This window comes from Desulfitibacter sp. BRH_c19 (assembly GCA_001515945.1).
Classification (GTDB): Bacteria; Bacillota; DSM-16504; order Desulfitibacterales; family Desulfitibacteraceae; genus Desulfitibacter.
In genome coordinates, this window is the sequence record LOER01000016.1 from 163,812 (window position 1) to 183,898 (window position 20,087).

Annotated in this window: 20 protein-coding genes and 1 pseudogene; 2 read left to right on the forward strand and 19 right to left on the reverse strand. The window is 34.6% G+C overall.

Annotated features, from left to right (window positions below; all coding sequences use genetic code 11):
- Positions 1-47: 47 nt before the first annotated feature.
- From APF76_04515 to APF76_04555, 9 genes and pseudogenes are all read right to left on the reverse strand, one after another.
- The gene (locus tag APF76_04515; GenBank protein ID KUO52303.1) at positions 48-2,234 is read right to left on the reverse strand and encodes an RNA-binding transcriptional accessory protein; all 2,187 of its coding nucleotides are present in this window, start codon (positions 2,232-2,234) and stop codon (positions 48-50) included.
- Positions 2,235-2,258: 24 nt separating this feature from the next.
- Positions 2,259-3,746, reverse strand: a pseudogene (locus APF76_04520) (magnesium chelatase).
- 1,820 nt (positions 3,747-5,566) lie between these two features.
- Entirely contained in the window at positions 5,567-5,752 is a 186-nt protein-coding gene (locus tag APF76_04525; GenBank protein ID KUO52304.1) for a hypothetical protein, read from the reverse strand.
- Between the two features lie 331 nt (positions 5,753-6,083).
- Positions 6,084-6,464, reverse strand: a complete 381-nt coding sequence (locus APF76_04530) for a hypothetical protein (protein KUO52305.1) — start codon at positions 6,462-6,464, stop codon at positions 6,084-6,086.
- A 149-nt stretch (positions 6,465-6,613) separates the two neighbouring features.
- Complete coding sequence (locus tag APF76_04535) at positions 6,614-6,886, reverse strand: hypothetical protein (protein ID KUO52306.1); 273 nt, start codon at positions 6,884-6,886, stop codon at positions 6,614-6,616.
- A 77-nt stretch (positions 6,887-6,963) separates the two neighbouring features.
- Positions 6,964-7,500, reverse strand: a complete 537-nt coding sequence (locus tag APF76_04540; GenBank protein KUO52307.1) for a hypothetical protein — start codon at positions 7,498-7,500, stop codon at positions 6,964-6,966.
- A 274-nt stretch (positions 7,501-7,774) separates the two neighbouring features.
- On the reverse strand, positions 7,775-7,981 hold the full coding sequence (locus tag APF76_04545; protein ID KUO52308.1) for a hypothetical protein: 207 nt from the start codon (positions 7,979-7,981) through the stop codon (positions 7,775-7,777).
- A gap of 210 nt (positions 7,982-8,191) precedes the next feature.
- Positions 8,192-8,518: a DNA polymerase III subunit beta gene (locus APF76_04550; protein ID KUO52546.1), complete on the reverse strand. Its 327-nt coding sequence runs from the start codon at positions 8,516-8,518 to the stop codon at positions 8,192-8,194.
- Between the two features lie 620 nt (positions 8,519-9,138).
- On the reverse strand, positions 9,139-9,393 hold the full coding sequence (locus tag APF76_04555) for a hypothetical protein (GenBank protein ID KUO52309.1): 255 nt from the start codon (positions 9,391-9,393) through the stop codon (positions 9,139-9,141).
- A 158-nt stretch (positions 9,394-9,551) separates the two neighbouring features.
- On the opposite strand from APF76_04555, the gene APF76_04560 reads away from it, so the two are divergent.
- Together APF76_04560 and APF76_04565 are read left to right on the forward strand one after the other, a co-directional pair.
- Positions 9,552-9,944, forward strand: coding sequence for a hypothetical protein (locus APF76_04560; protein ID KUO52310.1), 393 nt, complete (start codon positions 9,552-9,554; stop codon positions 9,942-9,944).
- Positions 9,945-10,052: 108 nt separating this feature from the next.
- Entirely contained in the window at positions 10,053-10,706 is a 654-nt protein-coding gene (locus APF76_04565) for a hypothetical protein (GenBank protein KUO52311.1), read from the forward strand.
- 143 nt (positions 10,707-10,849) lie between these two features.
- On the opposite strand, the gene APF76_04570 is transcribed toward APF76_04565, so the two are convergent.
- The 10 genes from APF76_04570 to APF76_04615 all read right to left on the reverse strand — a co-directional run bounded on the left by APF76_04570 (position 10,850) and on the right by APF76_04615 (position 20,055).
- Positions 10,850-11,962: an HNH endonuclease gene (locus APF76_04570; GenBank protein ID KUO52312.1), complete on the reverse strand. Its 1,113-nt coding sequence runs from the start codon at positions 11,960-11,962 to the stop codon at positions 10,850-10,852.
- Positions 11,963-11,965: 3 nt separating this feature from the next.
- Positions 11,966-12,973 carry a hypothetical protein gene (locus APF76_04575; GenBank protein ID KUO52313.1) on the reverse strand — a complete coding sequence of 336 codons (1,008 nt, stop codon included), beginning with the start codon at positions 12,971-12,973 and terminating at the stop codon, positions 11,966-11,968.
- A gap of 301 nt (positions 12,974-13,274) precedes the next feature.
- On the reverse strand, positions 13,275-13,580 hold the full coding sequence (locus tag APF76_04580) for a hypothetical protein (protein KUO52314.1): 306 nt from the start codon (positions 13,578-13,580) through the stop codon (positions 13,275-13,277).
- 67 nt (positions 13,581-13,647) lie between these two features.
- Positions 13,648-14,130 carry a hypothetical protein gene (locus APF76_04585; protein ID KUO52315.1) on the reverse strand — a complete coding sequence of 161 codons (483 nt, stop codon included), beginning with the start codon at positions 14,128-14,130 and terminating at the stop codon, positions 13,648-13,650.
- Between the two features lie 1,066 nt (positions 14,131-15,196).
- Positions 15,197-16,297 (reverse strand): hypothetical protein, encoded by a 1,101-nt coding sequence (locus APF76_04590; protein ID KUO52316.1) that lies wholly within the window; start codon positions 16,295-16,297, stop codon positions 15,197-15,199.
- Between the two features lies 1 nt (position 16,298).
- On the reverse strand, positions 16,299-16,715 hold the full coding sequence (locus APF76_04595; GenBank protein ID KUO52317.1) for a hypothetical protein: 417 nt from the start codon (positions 16,713-16,715) through the stop codon (positions 16,299-16,301).
- A 507-nt stretch (positions 16,716-17,222) separates the two neighbouring features.
- Positions 17,223-17,777 (reverse strand): hypothetical protein, encoded by a 555-nt coding sequence (locus tag APF76_04600; protein ID KUO52318.1) that lies wholly within the window; start codon positions 17,775-17,777, stop codon positions 17,223-17,225.
- Between the two features lie 369 nt (positions 17,778-18,146).
- The gene (locus tag APF76_04605; protein KUO52319.1) at positions 18,147-18,962 is read right to left on the reverse strand and encodes a hypothetical protein; all 816 of its coding nucleotides are present in this window, start codon (positions 18,960-18,962) and stop codon (positions 18,147-18,149) included.
- Between the two features lie 332 nt (positions 18,963-19,294).
- Positions 19,295-19,510: a hypothetical protein gene (locus tag APF76_04610; protein ID KUO52320.1), complete on the reverse strand. Its 216-nt coding sequence runs from the start codon at positions 19,508-19,510 to the stop codon at positions 19,295-19,297.
- Positions 19,511-19,761: 251 nt separating this feature from the next.
- Complete coding sequence (locus APF76_04615) at positions 19,762-20,055, reverse strand: hypothetical protein (protein KUO52321.1); 294 nt, start codon at positions 20,053-20,055, stop codon at positions 19,762-19,764.
- Positions 20,056-20,087 lie beyond the last annotated feature (32 nt).

Consider the following 20,087-nt stretch of genomic DNA (forward strand, 5'->3'; position numbering starts at 1 on the left):
TCTAATTTTGTCATATAAGGTAAGCTCCATTGACTTAATCTGCTTGATTAGTTAGTTTCTATTGAATCTTGTAACATAGTCAATGAGATCCTTCCTTTATTCATGTCAACATTATCCACCCAGACTGTGACAACATCTCCAATAGATACAACATCCATAGGGTGTTTTACATAATTTCTCTGTAACTTGGAGATATGTATTAGCCCATCCTGCTTTACACCTATATCAACAAATGCCCCAAAATCAACTACATTTCTAACTGTTCCTCGTAATTCCATACCTTTTCTAAGATCTTGCATTTGTAGCACGTCTGTCCGCAAAATAGGTTTTGGAACATCATCCCTAGGATCTCTTTCTGGACTTATCAAATTTTCAACAATATCCATTAATGTAGGTTTTCCCAATTCTAAATTTACGCTTAACTCCTCTATATCTATTTTCTTTAATGCGTCCTTAAGTTCTATAGAACCAATACTATCTTGAGATATACCAACTTTTTGTAAAAGAAGCTTTGTTTCTTTATATGTTTCTGGATGGATACCCGTTCTATCCAAATCATTATCACCATCCATAATTCTTAAAAATCCTACACATTGCTCATAAGTCTTTTTACCTAACTTTTGTACTTTTTTCAAGTGAATTCTATCTCTAAATTTTCCATCTTCATTACGCTTCTTAACAATATTCAAGGCAACAGTTTTATTAAGACCTGCAACATACTGTAATAAGGAGACAGATGCAGTATTAACATTTACACCAACCTGGTTCACAACTGTCTCAACAACAAATTTTAAAGTGGAATTAAGTCTTTGTTGTGCTACATCATGCTGATACTGTCCTACTCCTACTGACTTTGGGTCAATCTTTACTAACTCTGCTAGTGGATCCTGTATCCTTCTGGCAATAGATACAGCACTTCTTTCTTCTACCTGAAATTCAGGGAACTCTTCTCTTCCCTGATCAGAAGCGGAGTATACACTAGCACCTGCTTCATTTACAATTATATATGCTAGAGAATTATTCATCTCCTTTATCGTTTCAATAATGAACTGCTCAGTCTCCCTAGACGCCGTTCCGTTTCCAATGGCAATTACATCTACAGAGTGGGTAATTACTAAGGACTTTATTATCTCTTTGGATTTTTCTATTTCACTCTTGGGGGGAGTTGGATAAATAACTGCGATATCAAGCAACTTTCCGGTTTCATCCACAACTGCTATTTTACAACCCGTCCTATAAGCTGGGTCAATACCTAAAATAATCTTATTTTTTAAAGGTGGTTGGAGTAATAGATTGCGAAGATTTTGGGAAAAGATGTATATAGCCTGTTCCTCAGCCTTTTCAGTTAAATTATTGCGTATTTCCCTTTCTATGGCTGGTTCTATTAACCTCTTATAGCCATCTTCCAATGCATCTTCTATGTAGCTTGTTACCGGAGACGAACTATTTTTAATAATTTGGGTTTTTATATAAGCTATGTTTTTTTCTAATGGGCACAATAGCTTAACTCTTAATACATCTTCTTTTTCTCCCCTGTTAATAGCAAGTATCCTATGAGAAGGCATCTTACAAGCAACTTCATTGTATTCATAATAATTCTCATATATTTTCTTTTGATCCATTTCCTTATTCTTAACACAGCTTTGCAAGATACTTTCCTTGTAAGTTTTTTCTCTTAGCGCTTTTCGAATGCTAGGATCATCAGATACTATTTCAGCGATAATATCTTTTGCTCCTTGAATAGCATCCTCAGCAGTATGTATTTCATGTTCTATGGATAGGTATTTTTCAGCCTCTAATAAGATATTACCCTCTATTGGTAATGAAAGTATCCATAAAGCTAAGGGCTCTAGTCCTTTTTCCTTGGCTATTGACGCCTTTGTACGACGTTTCTGTTTATACGGCCTATATAAATCTTCCACTTCCTGCAATATTTTGGCACTTTCAATTTTCTTAAACAACTCATCTGTGAGTTTACCCTGCTCATTGATTAGTCTAGTTACCTCTTCTTTTCTAGAGTGTAAAGCATTCCCATATTCCCAATTCTCCCATATATTACGAATTATAACCTCATCAAGACTTCCAGTTAACTCTTTACGATAACGTGCAATGAAAGGTATTGTATTTCCTTGTGATAATAGGTCTATTACATTTTTTACACTTTTCTCTCCTAAATTCATATCTTTTGCTATAACATTTACTAGTAATTCTTGTGATATATTTATATTAGTCATTAAACTGCCTCCAAACGAATTATTCTAAAAAATGTGGTAGTCTTTTATCATTCTATCATAATCTCTATATTGAATAGCCTCTGCCAAGTGATTCTGCTTTATCTCTTCTGATGCATCTAGATCAGCTATTGTTCTTGCAAGCTTAAGAACTTTGTTATATGAACGCATTGAGAATGAATATTTTTCATAAATAATGTCATACAATTGTAATGCGTCTTTATCTAGCTGACAGAATTTCTTTGTTTGTTTTATATTCATTTCCGAGTTAGATACTATACTACTTCTGTTAAATCTTTTGTTTTGTACTAGCTTAGCTTTTTCCACCCTTTGTTTAACCTTCTCGCTAGATTCCCCTCTTCCTGACTTATGTAAGTCTAATTCATTTTTTTTCACCCTTGGAACTTGAACTTGCAAATCAAATCTGTCTAGTAAAGGTCCTGATATTTTAGCTAAATATTTTTTTACTTGAATTGGTGTACATATACATTCTTTTGTATCATCACCTAGATATCCACATGGACAAGGATTTAATGCTACTATAAGTGTAAAGCTGGCAGGAAATTTAATTGCTGCAGATACTCTACTTATTAATACTTCTCTGTCCTCTAAAGGTTGCCGCAAAGCTTCCAAAACCCTTTTGGGATACTCAGTTAACTCATCTAGAAAAAGAACACCATGCATCGCATGACTTATTTCACCAGGTTTAGGAATAGAACCTCCTCCTATTAAGCTAGCCTGACTAATGTTGTGGTGTGGAGCACGAAAAGGTCTTTCTGTAATTAAAGGGTTGTCTCTTGGTAGAAGGCCACTAACACTATAAATTTTTGTAACATCTAGCGATTCCTTTAGTGACATCTTTGAAAGAATGCTAACCATAGATCTAGCAAGCATTGTTTTTCCAGAACCAGGTGGTCCAATAAAAAGTACATTGTGTCCACCTGCAGCAGCTATTTCCAAAGCTCTTTTAGCATTTAACTGTCCAACAATATCAGCAAGGTCTGTTTCTATATTCTCAGTCTTATTTGGGGGTCTATAGAACCTTGCAGCATTTATTTTTATGTCACCGTTTAAAAATTCCACTACTTCTTTTAAAGTATTTAACCCATAAGCCTTTATGTCCGACACTAAAGCAGCTTCTTGTACGTTGCCTTCAGGAACTAATATTTTATCTATATGTTCATTAGCAATTCCACTAGCCATTACCAATACACCTGGGACTCTTCTTAATTCACCTGATAATGATAGTTGTCCAAGCATATAGAAATTCTCTAGCTTTTTCATGCTTACCTGTTCTGTAGCAGCGAGCACGCCTATGGCAATAGCTAAATCATAGATAGGACCTTCTTTTTTAATATCTGCTGGTGCAAGGTTAATTGTAACTCTTTTGGGAGGAAACTGAAATCCAGAATTTTTTATTGCAGCACGTACCCTTTCTTTGGACTCTCGAATTGATGTATCTGGAAGCCCAACAATATCCCTCGTGGGAAAGTTCGCCAACCTTTATTAACTCATTACTAAAAGGCCATTCTATTTCTACTGTTTTATTGGCATATATATGTATCTTAACATCTAGAAGTTTAATAATTTCTTTCTTTTCATCAAAAGACAAGCTGTCTAATTTGTCTGCTATTAGTTTACAGTAATTTTCAATGTTTTGGGAAAAATTTTGTTTTTCTTCTATATATAATAGCTTGTTTTTTGTATTAGATATTTCCTGTATCACGGATTTCTTCTTTTGCTCTATTTTCTGTATCCTTTTTTTAAGTTCATCGGGCTCAACATAACCTTCAAGTCTCATTTCCCATGCTTCATCCACCTGTTTTTCCAAATCGTCAATTTGCTTTTGTTTTTTATCTAGCTTCCTCAAAAGTTCTTCTATAATTTCGGCTTCACTATTATCTTTAGCTTTGTTTACTTCACGTGTTATAAGGTCTGGATTTTTAAGAGCGGAATCAAGGAAATTCCAAACCATGTCATCTAAGCCTCTCATCCCTCCTATACTGTTTGCTGGGAACATTGGCACTTCACATGGCGTTAAGGTAACCTCTCTTTTTCTCCCAGCACACCTGTAGTATAAATGGGCTCCTGTATTTGTGGTCTTAGGGGTTGTGTATACACGCCTTCCACATTCACCACAATAAATATGCCCTACCAAGAGGTATTGATGTTTCCGTCTCCTAGATATAGCGGCGTTTTGAGATATTTTTCTTTGTACCCCTTCCCATTGTACTTTGGATATTATCGATGGTATTTTGACGGGTATCCATTGTTCTTGAGGTCTTATTTCTACTGATAAGGTTTTTCCTGACTTTGAGCAAGTCTTTCGTTTGAAATTATTAAAAGTTCCTGCATACGCTTCGTTATGTAGAATCCTGCCAACTGTGCTGGTATGCCATCTGCAGCCTTTTGGACTGGGTATTCTCTCTTCATTTAAAGCAATAGTAATCTTAGAAATTCCCATTCCTTCATTATCACACATAGTATATATTTTCTTAACAATACCTGCTTCCTTTTCATTAATTACAAATTGTGATCTTTCAGCGTCATAATCGTAACCGAACGGACCCGGATGCCCTGCCCAACCTCCGGTACAACTTACCATCCCCTTTTGAGCCTTTGCTTTTCTACCCGCTATGGTTCTCTGACGAATTTTAGCTTTTTCATATTCTGCAAAAGCACCTTTCATATAGAAAAACATAGTATCCTCGGGACTTTCTTTATCGCCTCTTGAATGAGTAACAAATTCCAATCTAGCATATTTTTCGACGCTTCGTGCAAACATAATCTGGTCTCCTAGGTCCCTTGCCCAACGGTCCAGATCATAACAAACAACCAGATCAAATTCACCCTGTTCCACCCTGGAAGTTAATTCTATCATATTGGGTCTTTCGGAATCATCCCCGCTATAACCATCATCAACAAATTCAGCTATATCGCCCACCGCACCTAGTTCTATAGCCTTTAATTTAGAATGTTTTATTTGTTCACCAAGTGAATGCCCTTTCAGGGCTTGTTCTTCTGTTGAAACCCTAGCATATATACAAGCTCTCATTTAGAATACCTCTTATTATTTACTTATTATATTGTACTTGATTATACTTTTTATCCAAAGCAATTTTTTTAGGTTTTTCCACACTAACTAATTTTAGGAGTTTCGAAAATACTATAGAAATTTTTTTGTCTGCTTCGGGATCTTTAGTTGGCTTTAAAATTAGCTTCATTATACATAGACCTCCTTTCACCCATAATATAAAACAAGCCTCTTCGGCTTTACCTATCATAAAAGTTTGACATATATATTAATGATATATATACTTAAAATAATCTAATAATTAAGTTGCCAGGTATTTTTCCTGAGCAGCTTCTTTTTTTATGAGCTGCAAACCACTCATTTTTATATATTTTGCTTCTATATAATAAGTTAAACTTGCTGCAGCTGAAGAACTATCAATCTCACCATTTTCCAACATTACTAACACCTTTTTTATTCTCTCCTTTAAACTACACTCTTGTGGCATAATGACACCTCCTCCTCTATTTCTTGCTAATCATACTTAAAAACTTACTTAGTAATTTCAAAACTAATGGAATTGCATTTAGGGCATCTACCTCCTTTTATTATGTATTCTCTCAATATTGAATTTGGTTTTGATTTTTCATATCCAACAATGGTAGCCTTTCGACCGCAACAGATGCATTGGGCCTTAATGGTATAGGTTTTCTCCAATACTCCACCCCCTAAGACAATATTTTAAGACAAAAAAATCTCCCAATACTTAAGAGAGATCTTGCTTAACATCCACATCCATGATTTCTTTTATAAATCTCATCAGTCTAACCTTTTGTAAACTAATTTGAGCCCTGAAAGTTGAGTAATTCATCAATAACCTTAACAGCATTCAGCTCTAACGAATTGATTACATCAATTCCTAGTATGGTATCATAAAGTTTAATATTTTTATCTTTTAACAGTTTATAAAGCTCTAATAGTTTATTTGAATTTCTATAAATTCTATCTACTGAACTTACAGTAATGCTTTTTATAGTGTCCAGATTATTGATTATTTGATTTAATCCTGGTCTATCCATTATATATCCAGAAAAACCATCATCAATATATATTTTGTCTACTGTCATATGTTTAGATTCTAAAAATTTTCTACATTTATATTGCTTTACATCGATTGCAGCCTGGTGTTTTTGTGCTGTTCTACAATAAATAATGTTCATTACATGATCTCCCCCCCAAATTTAATTTCTTTCATATTTACCAACTTGTATGGGAAAAGTATATTACATCCCAGCTTCCTTAATCACCACCTATGTCAATCCATATCTAATTTCTGGTACCTTTAACACTATCAAAAAAGAAACTGATGCTATTCATTGATAATTATCCCTGGTAAACCAAATAATTGCGTTTGAACCGGTCTTGCACGTTCTAAAATATGAAGATGTTTTCCTTCACAGATTATTACCTCGTTTTTTACTTGAATAGTATTAATGATGCATCTATGCCCTCTTTGATCTTCATAATTCAATGTGTAGAAATCTCCACGAGGGCCGTAGATACCTGTAACAATTCCACCTGTATCATAGTGAGTTCTAATTTGGCACCCTATGATTTCCTGCAAGCGTTCCTTTGCATCCATTGAATTATCATCCCCTCCATTTACATAATTCAGGAAATAAAAAGAAGCCTTTCAGCATCTGTATTAAGTCACTAATATTACCTTTCATAATCTTCTTCTAGTGTTGCTGCAGCTTCTTTTCTAACAACAGAAATACCAGGGGTATATTCCAGACACTTTTCTTCTAACAGCTTAAATTTCACACAACGTTTATTAAGATGTGTCTCACCACTTGTAACCTTTTCATAAAGACGCGCGGCTTTCTTCATTATAATATCAGCATTCTTATTTATAAATGAAAGCTGATTTAATAATAAATTACGATAGGCAATATCCTGTTCCTTCATTATATTATATTCAATTAATGCACTTTCAACGATAGGAAGCATATTATTAAGATTAATAACCCCATATTTACCCTTGTCAATTTTTATAAAATCCAAGCTATTTTTCATTTTATTATGTTTAGGTCTAGGTGAAGCCAGAGGAGCAAAGTATTTAATTCCATTTACAACTAATACTACTCCTACATATGGTCTCTTGCTGTTTTTGTTGTATTTTACATTAATATTGTCATACCTTCTTAAAAACTCAATGTAATCATCTTCGATTCTATAAATCCTTAGCTTTTTCATGGTCTCACCTCAAATATAAAGAGAGACAGCATAATCGCTGCCTCTCACTCTTTTAGCTCTCCACTTATAGGTAGGAGTTCACCGCTCTTTTAGCTCTCCACTTATACGGTAGGAGTTCACCACTCTTTTAGCCCTCCACTTATATGGTAGGAGTTCACCGCTCTTTGTATCTATCTTATTTAGAGTATATCAAAGTAGCATAATCACTGCAATAATAAAATCCTCTGAATAAGGATTGAAAACAAAAAGAAGCCTTCCGGCTTCGACTTCGGTATTATCTTTCAAATTCCTCTTCTTTCACTTTCCTTTTTTTATTAACAAATCTTTCTCGATTAAGAAAAAAATCAAGAATATTGTTTGCAATAGACAAGGCCTCTTCAGCAATATCCTTACTGGGCATGCCTTTTGATGTAGATCCAATCGGGGCAACTGGATATCGTGTAGGTATATAAAACTGATTTAAAATCCTAGCAGCTGACATAAACTGTTTTAAATCAGAATTGATTTCGATGCATAGGTTACATAGTTCAATAAGGTTATGAGTTCTAGGAGGACTAACATTATTCTCAACTAAAAAACCTTTAAAAGCTTTTTCTACCGCTTGATGTGAAAAGAAACAAACATTATTGTTTTATCTTCTCTTAATATTATTTTTGCTGAATCTATGTCATCATAGGCAAACTCATACCATTTATTGGAGAGCATCATATATAACCCTCCCCTTCTTTAAAATTTCTTCTCTATAAAACAAATCATCTTTTAATTCTTCTTCTTCCTTTGGAGTATAGACAAGGATATCTACCGCTATATTTGGTTCTGCAATTTCAATAACCTCTTTTAACCTCTCATAAAACGACTTTTCTGTATCTTTAATTATCACTAGATCTATGTCGCTCCATTCATTAATATTTCCCATAACAAACGAACCAAAGATAATAATCTTTAGGGGTTTGTATTCAGTAATTAAAACATTAATCATTCTAGAGAGTTCATCATTTAGTTGCCTCGAACGCTCCAATGATTTCACAACCAGTCCTCCTCAGTATGGATATCATAAAAAGCATACCTTATAATATAAGGATATCTTTGTAATATAAACTGTCTCTTTGTTATTCTATAACTAAATTATACAAAAATATTACCATCCTTAAAATAATAAAATAAAAATGTTAAAAAAAAGTTCAAAATCGGTTGTGCTCACTACTGCACATGCCTTCCCTGCCTTTGGATCTAACCGACGGTTCTCCCACCAGCAGACAGAATCACTCTACGCCTATACACTCCTGGAAAATGCAGGTTCCTCGAACCTGGAAGCCTATCTCCATCAGACACCGTACATTCATGAAGCTAAACCTCATTCCTGTAGCGTGCCTAAGTAATAATAAATAGACTAACAGGTCAAGTACACCAGCGTAAGCCCGATTTCAAACTCTCCCTGGAGTTACTTATCTCCCTCCAGCCTCCAGGAAGCTAAATTGTCAAAGAACTAAGTTATATATCATACCAATAAATGGTATAATAGCGATAAGTAGAAATAATTACTGAAGTTCTATCCTCATCTCAAGCACATAATTCATAATCCATACATGTTATTTAACAACACTTTCTATCAACCATCTTCGGTAAGGGATGCTTGGATTAAACAACATCTGAATTTTGATTTCCATTGTCCGTAGACAATGGTTTATTGAAAAAAATATAGTTTTCTAGATCAAGTTTTTCTTCTTTGCATAAAAGGTAGAGGCCTTTAAATACTTTTACTCCACCAATTTTTTCTTTATTAAGTACTCTGAATAAATAAGAATAATCTACTCCAAGCTTACCTGCAAGATCAGGTATACTCCAATTACGTTGTTCTGCCAGTTTTTGAAGTGCAATTGTATTTATTAACATTTTTTCACCTCTCATATAACTTAAAACAATTTTATCATGTCTGCAGACAATGGTCAAGTTATTTTATTGTCTCATAACAATTTTTTTGATAGAACTAGTATTGTCTTTGGGCAATATTATGGTTACAATATAATAGCAATGTTATAGGAGGTAATTATGTGGATTTTAATAAAAGTAAGTTTGCTCAGCTACTAACTCTAGCAAAAGGTGAGCGTTCAATAAATAAATATGGTAATGATGCTGGAGTAGATCCAGGTTACATTTCTCGGTTATTAAGAGAATTAATTGATACTGCACCTAGTGCTGCTATTATAATCAAACTGGCTTCTAAAGCCTATAATGAAGTATCAGCAGAGCAACTTTTAGCAGCTGCAGGTTACCTTAATGACTCGCAAAATGATTTATTAGATTGTATCCCTCCAGAAGGTTTGATGTATTTTAGAAAGCTTAAAAACCTTCCACCTGATGCTCAAAAGGAATTTTTAGAAGCATTTAAACAACATACAAAATTAATTGAGCAGTTTGAGAAAAATAAAAATAAAAAAGATTAAAAAGAAACTACCAATCTTCGACAGATTAGGTAGTTTCCTGTTTTTCTGGATATTTCGACAAAATTCCACATATTTTATGTTGTTTCAAATTTAATAAGAGGTGACCTAATGACAAATAGTATGATGAAATACGCAGAGATTGAGAGCCTTGTCTTTGCCAATGGTAGGGATATTACTACATTTCCAGTAGACGTTTTTGAAGTAGTTAAAAAACTCAAGTTGGATAAACCTGTTGAAGTAATTAAGACCCAAATGCCTAATTGCATTGGGGGCTATACTCGAAAGGAGAAAAATGGATATTATATCATGATCAACGAAAGGCATTTACACAGAAGACAAAGGTTTTCTGTTGCTCATGAAATAGGCCATCTTTATTTTAAACATAAAGAAGCATCTATACATTCTTGGAATTATTGGGATATTCATGATAACCTTCAAGAGAATCAAGCAAATGAGTTTGCGGCCAGACTTTTAATGCCGGCTACTGAGATGTATCAGCTTTCAAATATTTACAATAGATACACTTTAAAACTACTAGAGCAAATTCAAGTGTTTTTTGATGTTTCATTATCTGCTACAGCCCGTAGAGTTACTTCTTTGGGTATTATTGAAGGTTCTATTATATTAAAAGATGGGAAAAAGACTTGTTTTTCCTACTCATCCCCTCACTTTCCTACTGAATCAAATTATAAGACCAAGTATAAAAGGAAGCTTTCAAGTGGAAAGACTCTTTATATTTTGGTTGCTGAGAGCTGGGGTTAATGGAGGAAATGTTGAGAGTGGGTAGTGAAAAAGATGTTAGAGCCAGCCTCTTCGTATTCCCCTTTGCATGGGTACATGAACGATATAACGCTGTACTGTAAAAAGTGATGACGGGCAAGGCGAGAACTCGCTGGCCTTTCATATTATTTGTTTGATTTACGGCGGTTGCAGTCGAGGCAGAGCATTTGACAGTTTTCGGCGGTTGTCCTGCCGCCCTGGCTCCACGGCGTTATATGGTCTGCTTCCATTTCTGATAGCTCAAAATGCTTGTCACATTTTGAGCAAATCCCCTTTTGCCGTTCATAGGCTTCACGCTTTTGGTTTTCGGTAAAAGCACGAATACTGAGGTGCTTCTCCTCACCAGTCAAAATATAGGTGTAAATGCCTTTTTTGTTTGAAATATCATCATCCAGCATAAGTGAAGATATGCGGCTTTCGAGTTTGTCTGGGTCTAATTCAGCGTCTTTATAATCGTTATACAGATAGCCCCATTCAACGCCTTTCATCTCTCTACGCTTTACGGGGAAAATAGTTTGGACCCAGTCAATGACTCGCCTAAAATAAATCCATAACTGATTTGCGTTTTCATCTTTTTGGTGGAGTGCCATGTACTCCTCAATGGTATCAAGCCCGTCACGTGCGGCAATCCATTTGATACCTGTTTCAAGATATTCCTGCCGAATAGGTGATCCACTCATATAATCTTTCGCCATATCTTTTGCAGTACAATTCGGCTTTGACAGGTAAGTTTTTGCGTCGGAAAGCCAAGTTCCGGTATATGCGGTATTGCGTAATTCCTGCTCTGAGAGACGCACACCCGCAATATTTATTACCTTAAACCATGAAAGCACTTCTGACGGTGTACCGTCGCATATATAAATATCAAGCACATAATCCAATATGGCTTCTTGCTCATCGTTTTCAAGATTGAAGTAATATCTATAATCAACGGCAAATGTGCGTTCGCTTTCTGCGGCATACCTGCAAATTGAAATAGTGCGTTGCTGCCCGTCCATTAGTTCGTAATGATCATCGTCTACCTTTGACCAATACATAACATTGACCGGGAACCCTTTCATAACCGAGCGGATAACCTCATCACGGTCTTTGCCCGAATAGATATATTCGCGCTGATAAGCGGGGCGTACGTCAAGTTTGCCGCTATAAGCGACAACGCCTTCAATCCCGTTTTGCCCTTTTTCTTCATAGCCTGCAATAAGTTCTCTGATAGTAACTTGTCTGCGATCAATATTCACAGGTTATTCACCCGCCTTTTCTGGCCGTCTATTCCGTATGGCAATACGCGTATATTTGGCCTTTCCGTTTACAATCGGCACAGCTAAATCAAATTTATTATCGCAACCATGTCTGAATTCACCAACAATTTCAAATTGCTCATTACAATGGTATGCCAAGAAAGTAATCGGAACCCCAATGACTTTATCTGTATCCATTGGTATCTCATTATAACGCCCACATTCAATCGCTTCATATGTATCGTATGTCGGGTATTTTTCCGGGGTATATCGCTTAAATAAATTAAGCGGCTGATGGCGTTTCTGAATATCCATGTTCGTAAACCAACAGCAGTTACCCATACGTCTCCACTTCTGCCCAGTTTCATCAATCTTAAAATCTGTCTTTTTTTCTTCGTAATAGTCTGGCACCTTAAACCAAAAGTGACCACTATTGTGCCCGAGCCATACTTTGTTTTCCTTAAAATACACAAATGTTTCATTAAACGTGGCGTGATTAATATTCCCAAGAATTAGAAATTGCTTCCCGCTATTAACCATAAGCGGTAAATACTCTTTCATAAGCGAAAACGGCGGATTAGTTACGACAATATCACAGTCCTGAAGCAGTTCCAAACATTCCGGCGAACGAAAGTCACCGTTCTGTTTCAATGGGGTTTTCACAACATTAAGGCGGTTATTTTTTTCGTCGTTGTTACTGTGATCTACTAACTCTAATTTATATGTTGGCTTGTTCGGGTCGTAGTGAGTAGCGATTAGTTTTTTGATACCAAGCTGTTCAAAGTTTAATTGAAAGTATCTAAAAAAATTACTTGTATAACCGCCAAGCCCGTCACCGAAATGGTCTTGTCCATCTTCGCCATATGCCGGGTCGTCTGCGTTGCAAAAAATAGTTTTGTCCTTGAAATATTCACGGTAATGACGGAGTTCATCTTCTATTGTCGGAAGCTGGGTATAAAATTCATCTGTTTTACCTGCTCTTGATACATGTAAATTACTATTACCTACCATTACTTTCCCCCTACAATCGACATTGCGACCATTATTCTTACACAATAATTGCTTAATCCACAATTATTGCCCGCATGGATATAAAAACACATGAAAATTATAGCATAATCAGTCTGTTATCACAATGAATAGCTGTGAATTTTACAACTTACCGAGTTTTACAACTTACCGTGAATTTTTTGACTATATAAATTGGAAGTTTAAATGCCCACCATATTTTGTAAGAACCCCTAATATAAAGTAATCTTCCTGGATGTCAAGGGCGAGCGTTTTTTGCTCGTTTATTTATCCTTGACATCCGTTAGTTAAATATCCTATTTTTAAGGTCTGTGCCAACAGACCTTCTGCCTCCGGTGAGGGCAGGGGTTTGGGGACAGAGTCCCCAAGGTTTTCTATAAGCTACTAAAGCTACCATGTCATTTGCTGATTTATAATTAAATATCCGTCTAGGATAATTGGTCATCCAGTACTCAATTCTCTTTATTGCTGCCTCGCTTATGGTATTCATATCTATACCTTTAGGTATAAATCTTCTTACTAATTTATTTGAATTCTCATTTGTGCCTCTTTCCCAAGAACTATATGGATAAGCATAGTATAGCTTCATCCTCTTTTATCGGGATTTATTACTGATCTTTCTATTGCTTTAAAATCTAAAAACTCTGTCCCATTATCTACTGTAATAGTTTTGAATTTCCTTCAAAATTATCCTCATTTATCTCCAGTATATCTAATGCATTACATACTGCTTGTTGAGTCTTATTTGGTATTTTAACTATTATTTCTTGCCTTGTTAGTCTTTCACTTAATACTAGGAACACAGCACCCTTACCAGCTCTTTTGCCTATGACACAGTCCATCTCCCAATGCCCATACTCTTCTCGTTTCTCTACTTCTTGGGGTATTTCTTCAATGCTGGTTCCCCTTAGGTTTTTATGCGCTATTTTAGTCTTCCTATACATTCCTTTTTTCTTGTTTTTCTTTACTGGCAAGTCTTTGTTGCTGATGTTGGCAAAGACACCCTTATCTATATAGTTGTATAACGTCTTGGTGCAAATACAACTCTTAAATACCATTTCTTTAACTTTAATTTCTCCAATTACTGCATCTGGTGAATACTTTTCCTTTATTATCTTATCTTCTATATGCTTAGCCAATTTATGATCATAGCCTATTTTTAACGTTGGACCCTTATTCTGTGCATTTTTATCATACCTAGCTTGGGCTATATCTGCACAGTACTCGTCTCTATAGGTTAAATTGCTATTTAGAAGCTTTATTTTGCCTCTGGAGATCTCTCTTTCTATGGTTCTTCTATCTCGTTGTAAATGATATAGTAAAAGTATACCACTGGGGGTGCTTCCCTACTGAATCAAATTACAAGACTAAATATAAAAAGAAGCTCTCAAGTGGCAAGACTCTTTACATTTTGGTTGCTGAGAATTGGGGTACAGGGAGGGTAGTGAAATAAGGATGGTAGAGCCAGCTCTTTCGTATTCGCTTTGCACATTGTTCAATGCATAAGATTATTTTAGTGTCATAATCGGAACTTTGAATTAATATCACCGGCACTTTTAGATTAGCAGATACATCCATTCTATTAATAATACCTCTTGTTTAGGAGTAACTTATAGGCCTATGCATTGATGCCTTGAAAACTATCAATCTAATTCAGGTAATAATTTTATGTATGCAAGATGAGTGTTTACAAAACCTTTCAAGGAATTACAAATCTTAACAATTAATACTATATTTCGAAAGATGTATGTTAATTCCTTCTACTTGTGCAAATTAATAAAAAAATCCCAAATCTTTATGATCTGGGAACTAGTAAAGTTGCATCTATTTCTTTTTGCATTTTGCCTGAGCTAATGCAGATCCAGCTAAAGTTTTTGTAGTTTTACTAGTGCGACCGTCTTTAAGGGCTTTAGAAGCTGCTGTAGCAACCTTTGAACTTGTAGCCTTCTTACAACTTTTTTTAGCCATTTTGACCTCCTTGGAGCTCGAACACACAAAACGTATGTTCTATTTATGCCTTTATTATACTTAGCCATATTTAACATGTCAAATATTATTTTACAACTTTCTGGTAATGATATTAGTATCTTCATCCGTACTATCAAGTAAAACTCAGGTATTACTCTCCTTGTCCTACCCCTTAGCAATAAGCGTGACAGTGTGTAATTTAGGTCGGAGCGTTAGCGTAGCCGCTACATGTACTTGTTAGGCGATGCCACAATTCTCAATTAATTGTGAGACTATATCTATCTCCGAGCCGATATCTATATTGCCGTTTTTTCTCCATTGGGATTTACCACAAGTTTTATGTTCACATACATATTGTGACTTCCTAGGTACTACTCTATAGTCTCTTGCTTTCCAATTATGCAGAAAGAAGTATCCATCAACAATTTGCCAATTTGGTATCTCACCCAATTTATGCAAGTCTAATAGGAACTCACTTGTCATCTGATATCTCTTGGTAATATCGGGATTAGTAGCAACCCGAATTATTTTCTTTACTCGTTGAGGTACGTAAATAGGTAAGGTGTTAAGTTTGGTTAGTTGTCCTTTTTTACTACACTTAAATAGAACTTCCTCGATAAATTGCCACTTTTCAAATTCATCATCCAACTTTTTAAACCTTCTCATTTCTACTTTATTAAACCAAGCTAAAGGATCGTATGGTAGGTGTCCACCCAGTAATTGATAAAGAACTAACCCTACTTGATAAAGATCTGACGAATATGTATATATATCTTTCTCAAAAGCCTCCGGTGGTCTATATAGTGCAGCATGTTTTGACCCAGAAACATACTCACCTCCGTCTGGGAGTCTTTTGACTGAGCCAAAATCAGCAATAAGAGGTAGACCTTTTGCATCCAAGAGTATATTTGCAGGTTTTAAATCCCTATGGAGGATATTATTCGGTTCATTGTGCATAGCCCCTAGGCCGTCAAGAATTCCTCTTGTGATATTTATTGCTTCAATTAAACCAACATTTCTTCCGCCAATATGTTCATCTAAATCCCCTATTCCAACCTCTGAAGTAATAAAAAATGCCCATCCATTCCCAACGGTTCTTGCATCCCAAACTTTCATTATATTAGGATGGTCAATTTTTGCTAATAGCTCAACTTCTGAATTTGCGTCACCTTCATAAAAGTAAAACTTAAGGGCTACCCTTCGTTTAAGTAGGTTATGGAACCCAAAAAAAACGTAACCATTGCCTCCTTTTTCTGAAAATCCATCAATAGTAATATCACTTAGTCCTCTCACACAATCAATAATTTCAGGTGGTGCATCAATATTTTGAAAATCCATTTTAGTCCTCCAATAGATAATAGGCTACTTTATAAGCCTCATGTTGATATTTAAATAGATTTTTTGGAGTAATGTCGACAGGACACTTTTTTAGAGCAGCCTTTATCGTTGCTGGGTGAACAATAACAACACGTATATCAATTGTTTGAATGACCCCTTCCAGCTTAAACGAAATAGGTCCCCCACTATATTGACCTTTTGTTGCACGACCTTTTATTCCTACAACTGAAACACTCTCATTATCAAAATGGTTTAAAATAGCTTGTTTAAAGGAATGAATTTCTGCTTGATTGTTATGATCCTTAATGTTAATTTTAGTGAAAGATCTAGCTATTGAATGATCCCCTTTTGTCCCATTTAGAGTAACTACAATTGCACACGAACCATCAAAACTAATGCCGCAAACTGTTTTTGACATAAAAATCCTCCCCGAAATAGTGGTTTCGCCTAAAAATTATTTATAAAATAACAATATTCTAGGACTCTCATTCACAATCTAGAATTATAAGTATACATCAGTTAGTTCCTTGATTTATCAGTTATTAATCTCATAAAATTATGCTAAAATAATTACTATTAAAGCTAAATATGTATTTATTCCAAAGGTGGTGATCTCAATGCACCAAAAGAAGCCTTAATCTTACTATTGATCGTATTGATAATAATATAGTGAAATTTAGTTAACACTTAGGTTTCTGGAATAACCGAAGCAACCGTTTATTCTTTGGAATAAAGTCAAAAACTAAAAGTGTGCGTTTTTATTCGAAAGAATACTCAAAGTGAATGTATTCTTTTTTTATTTCCATTAATTTAAATATAAATTATAAAACAGTATGCTACGTTAAATTTGGGTTTTCTATTTTTTAATCTTCGTTCAAATAGATAATTATTTAGTGGGCTTTTGAAAAATGCTTTCAATGCTTTTCTACTGCACTCCTAGCAACATCCTAAACTCCTTTTCTAGAGTATCTTTTAGTCTAGGCACCTTTTCTTTAACACTTTCCCAACCTTCTAACCTTTTTTGAATGGTCTGTTCCCTTATCTCATTGCTATCAATTTCGTGAGGTTGATATTCACAGTTCCAACTAGCATAGAAATAGTTATTATGAGTAGTCTTTACTATTTCTTCAATTAATTCTGATAGGTCTTTTTGAAAGTAAACCCTATTTTCTTCAAAGAAATATTTTGCATCCAATATTTGATTTATAGCTTCATTTGCTTTTTCTTTATTGGCGTGACCAGTTAAATCATTCATAATTCTTTCCATTCTAACCAGTTTAGTGTATAACTCTTTAATTACTTTAGCACGATCATCATGAAGCCTTGAATAAATTATTTGATGGTCTAAGGTTGCTATATGCAAATCATTCTTAAACTTTTCCAAATCTTTATCTATGACCAGTTTAATTATTTGCTTAGCAACATATACAACGGCACCAGTTATTAAGGTTATAATTCCTATAAATTGTACTATTTCCATTGGTCCCTCCATATTTATAAATCTATTCTGCTTGTCAACTTAATGGATAAACAAAAGCTGTAAAACTACCTTAAGACTGTTAGTTATATTTCCTGTAGCTATACTCAAAAGTTTACCACTTTAGAGCTTAATATATGGAAACACCTGTAATGGTATTTCTCTGAATAACGTTGAATAAAAAGACTTATCTAGTTATGGAACTTCAATGAAGTTTTCTGACAGAGCATTACAGGGTTTCTATTTTTGCTTCTAGTTCCATACACAAATGATAAGTGACTGGAGAACTACCACCTATATGTATGTATCTCCTTCCTATTACTAAGATAAGAAACATTAGCTATAGTTACTATATAAACGATCTCTTTATTACTACACTTTATTAACATTAACTACCTTTTCATTGATAATCGAAATTTTCATATCTTGGTCTTGTCCTTTTAAAATAAGAATTGGCTTTCCAATGGCAATTTCAAAACTGACATTATATTCTTTTGGGACTGTACTAAATACTTCATCAATGCTTAAGGATTCTTTATCAACAATTGATAAAATAGCAAATACCTTACTTTCTTCAAAAAATAATTCTCCTCCTCTGTTTATGAACTCAAGTTTATATAATTCAGTATCAATTGATAGTCCAGTATGTAGGAATTCATCAATTGATTTGAACTCACCTTTTTGAGGAAATAGATTAACATTTAATAGATAGTTGCCAATAGTCTGCCTAATATATAGTTTGCTTATTGCTCCCTTTGAACTGGTAAATCCATCAGCCCTTTCCCAAGTAAAATGACCGCCTTCAACTATACCATCAAAGTAGTTATGTGTTCCAACGTTCAAAAAATCGTACTGCGGATTATGCTTTTTGAGTTTTTGTATTTGAATATCATTAAGTTCTACTGTTCTATAGTCTTTAGCTGGCATAGTGAATTCTGGTGGAACTATGTCTTTAACCATGTAATCTTGTCCAGCTTTCCTTATTTCAAACTTCTCACCCGCAGTAGTTTCAATAAAGAACCTGCTATACTTAGCCAATTCAGCTTTTGTATAAACTTCTAAGCCGTAAACACTTACATTAAATAGGTCATTATCATCAATCTCAATAGGCTCCCTATTTATACAACAATGCTTATACTTTTTTCCACTTCCACAGGGACAAGTGTCATTTCTGCCTACTTTACTCATAGCTATACACCTCGCAAATCTATTATCTTTATCCTTTTAATGTAGTAGTTTTGTAAGTTCCCCTTCCACGAGTGACCAAGAAGATAACGTTCAGCTTCCTCACCGCATACTGCAATATACTTTTTGTGAGGAACATAAGTTCGGCACTTCCATCCCAGTATATGGATAATTCTAAGTGAAAGTATTATTATATAGATATACATTAGCAACTAAACAACGAATCCTTTTCATCATCTAATTTGGGGAACGTCCATCAAAAGGTCGTTGTTTCGGTGATATGACATATTCTGTAATATCATAATCAACAATTTCGAATTTTGAAATTTTACCACTCAAATATCAGTAAAAGTATTATAATCACCCATTAAAAAATTTATTTCACAAAAGCATTTTCCTTCTAGTTTTAATTTTCGCGTGACAGTATAATTATGATTTTCAAACCATAATACTAATTTATAATTTTTATTAACTATTTCTTTAGTAAGATCTGATTTAATAATTGTATCTAAGAATAAGTTGTTCTTTCTCCATTCGTCATCCCATTCCATGAATCTAGAGTCTTGTTTAAAGTTTTATATTTCAACTTTTCCCATAATAACTTATCTCCTGAAAATAAGATCTTGTCATTCCAGTTTTTATAATAGTGTCAAAAATAATAGATTTTCATTCATGCTATCACTCCTCAAGTTTGATAGCATGGGTTTAATGCTCTGTCATATAAGGTGCGGCAATATATCGAGTTACAAAATATAAAAACTTTATCCGGTTAACCAAATTTAAAGCACTCTTTTACTATTAGTTATTGACATGTTTCTTTTTTATTTGCAGATACAAGAGTGACTCCACCTTTTAATGTGAATTCACCACTCAACTTATTACAAGAATCACAAGCCGGAACAATTTTTTCTCCAGATACCTCTGAATTAATAATATGTGCACCTAAAGTTGCTTTGTTTGTGCATCCTGAAATGGAGCATTCATTTGGCCAAGACTTACCCAAACAGTTAATCCAGTGCTGCTTCCATGTCCCACAATTACATGATCGACTACCAGTTCCACCTCTGTTTTTCCATCCACTAGCTGTTACTTTCATATAATACCTCCCTATTTTATAGGTTAACCTGA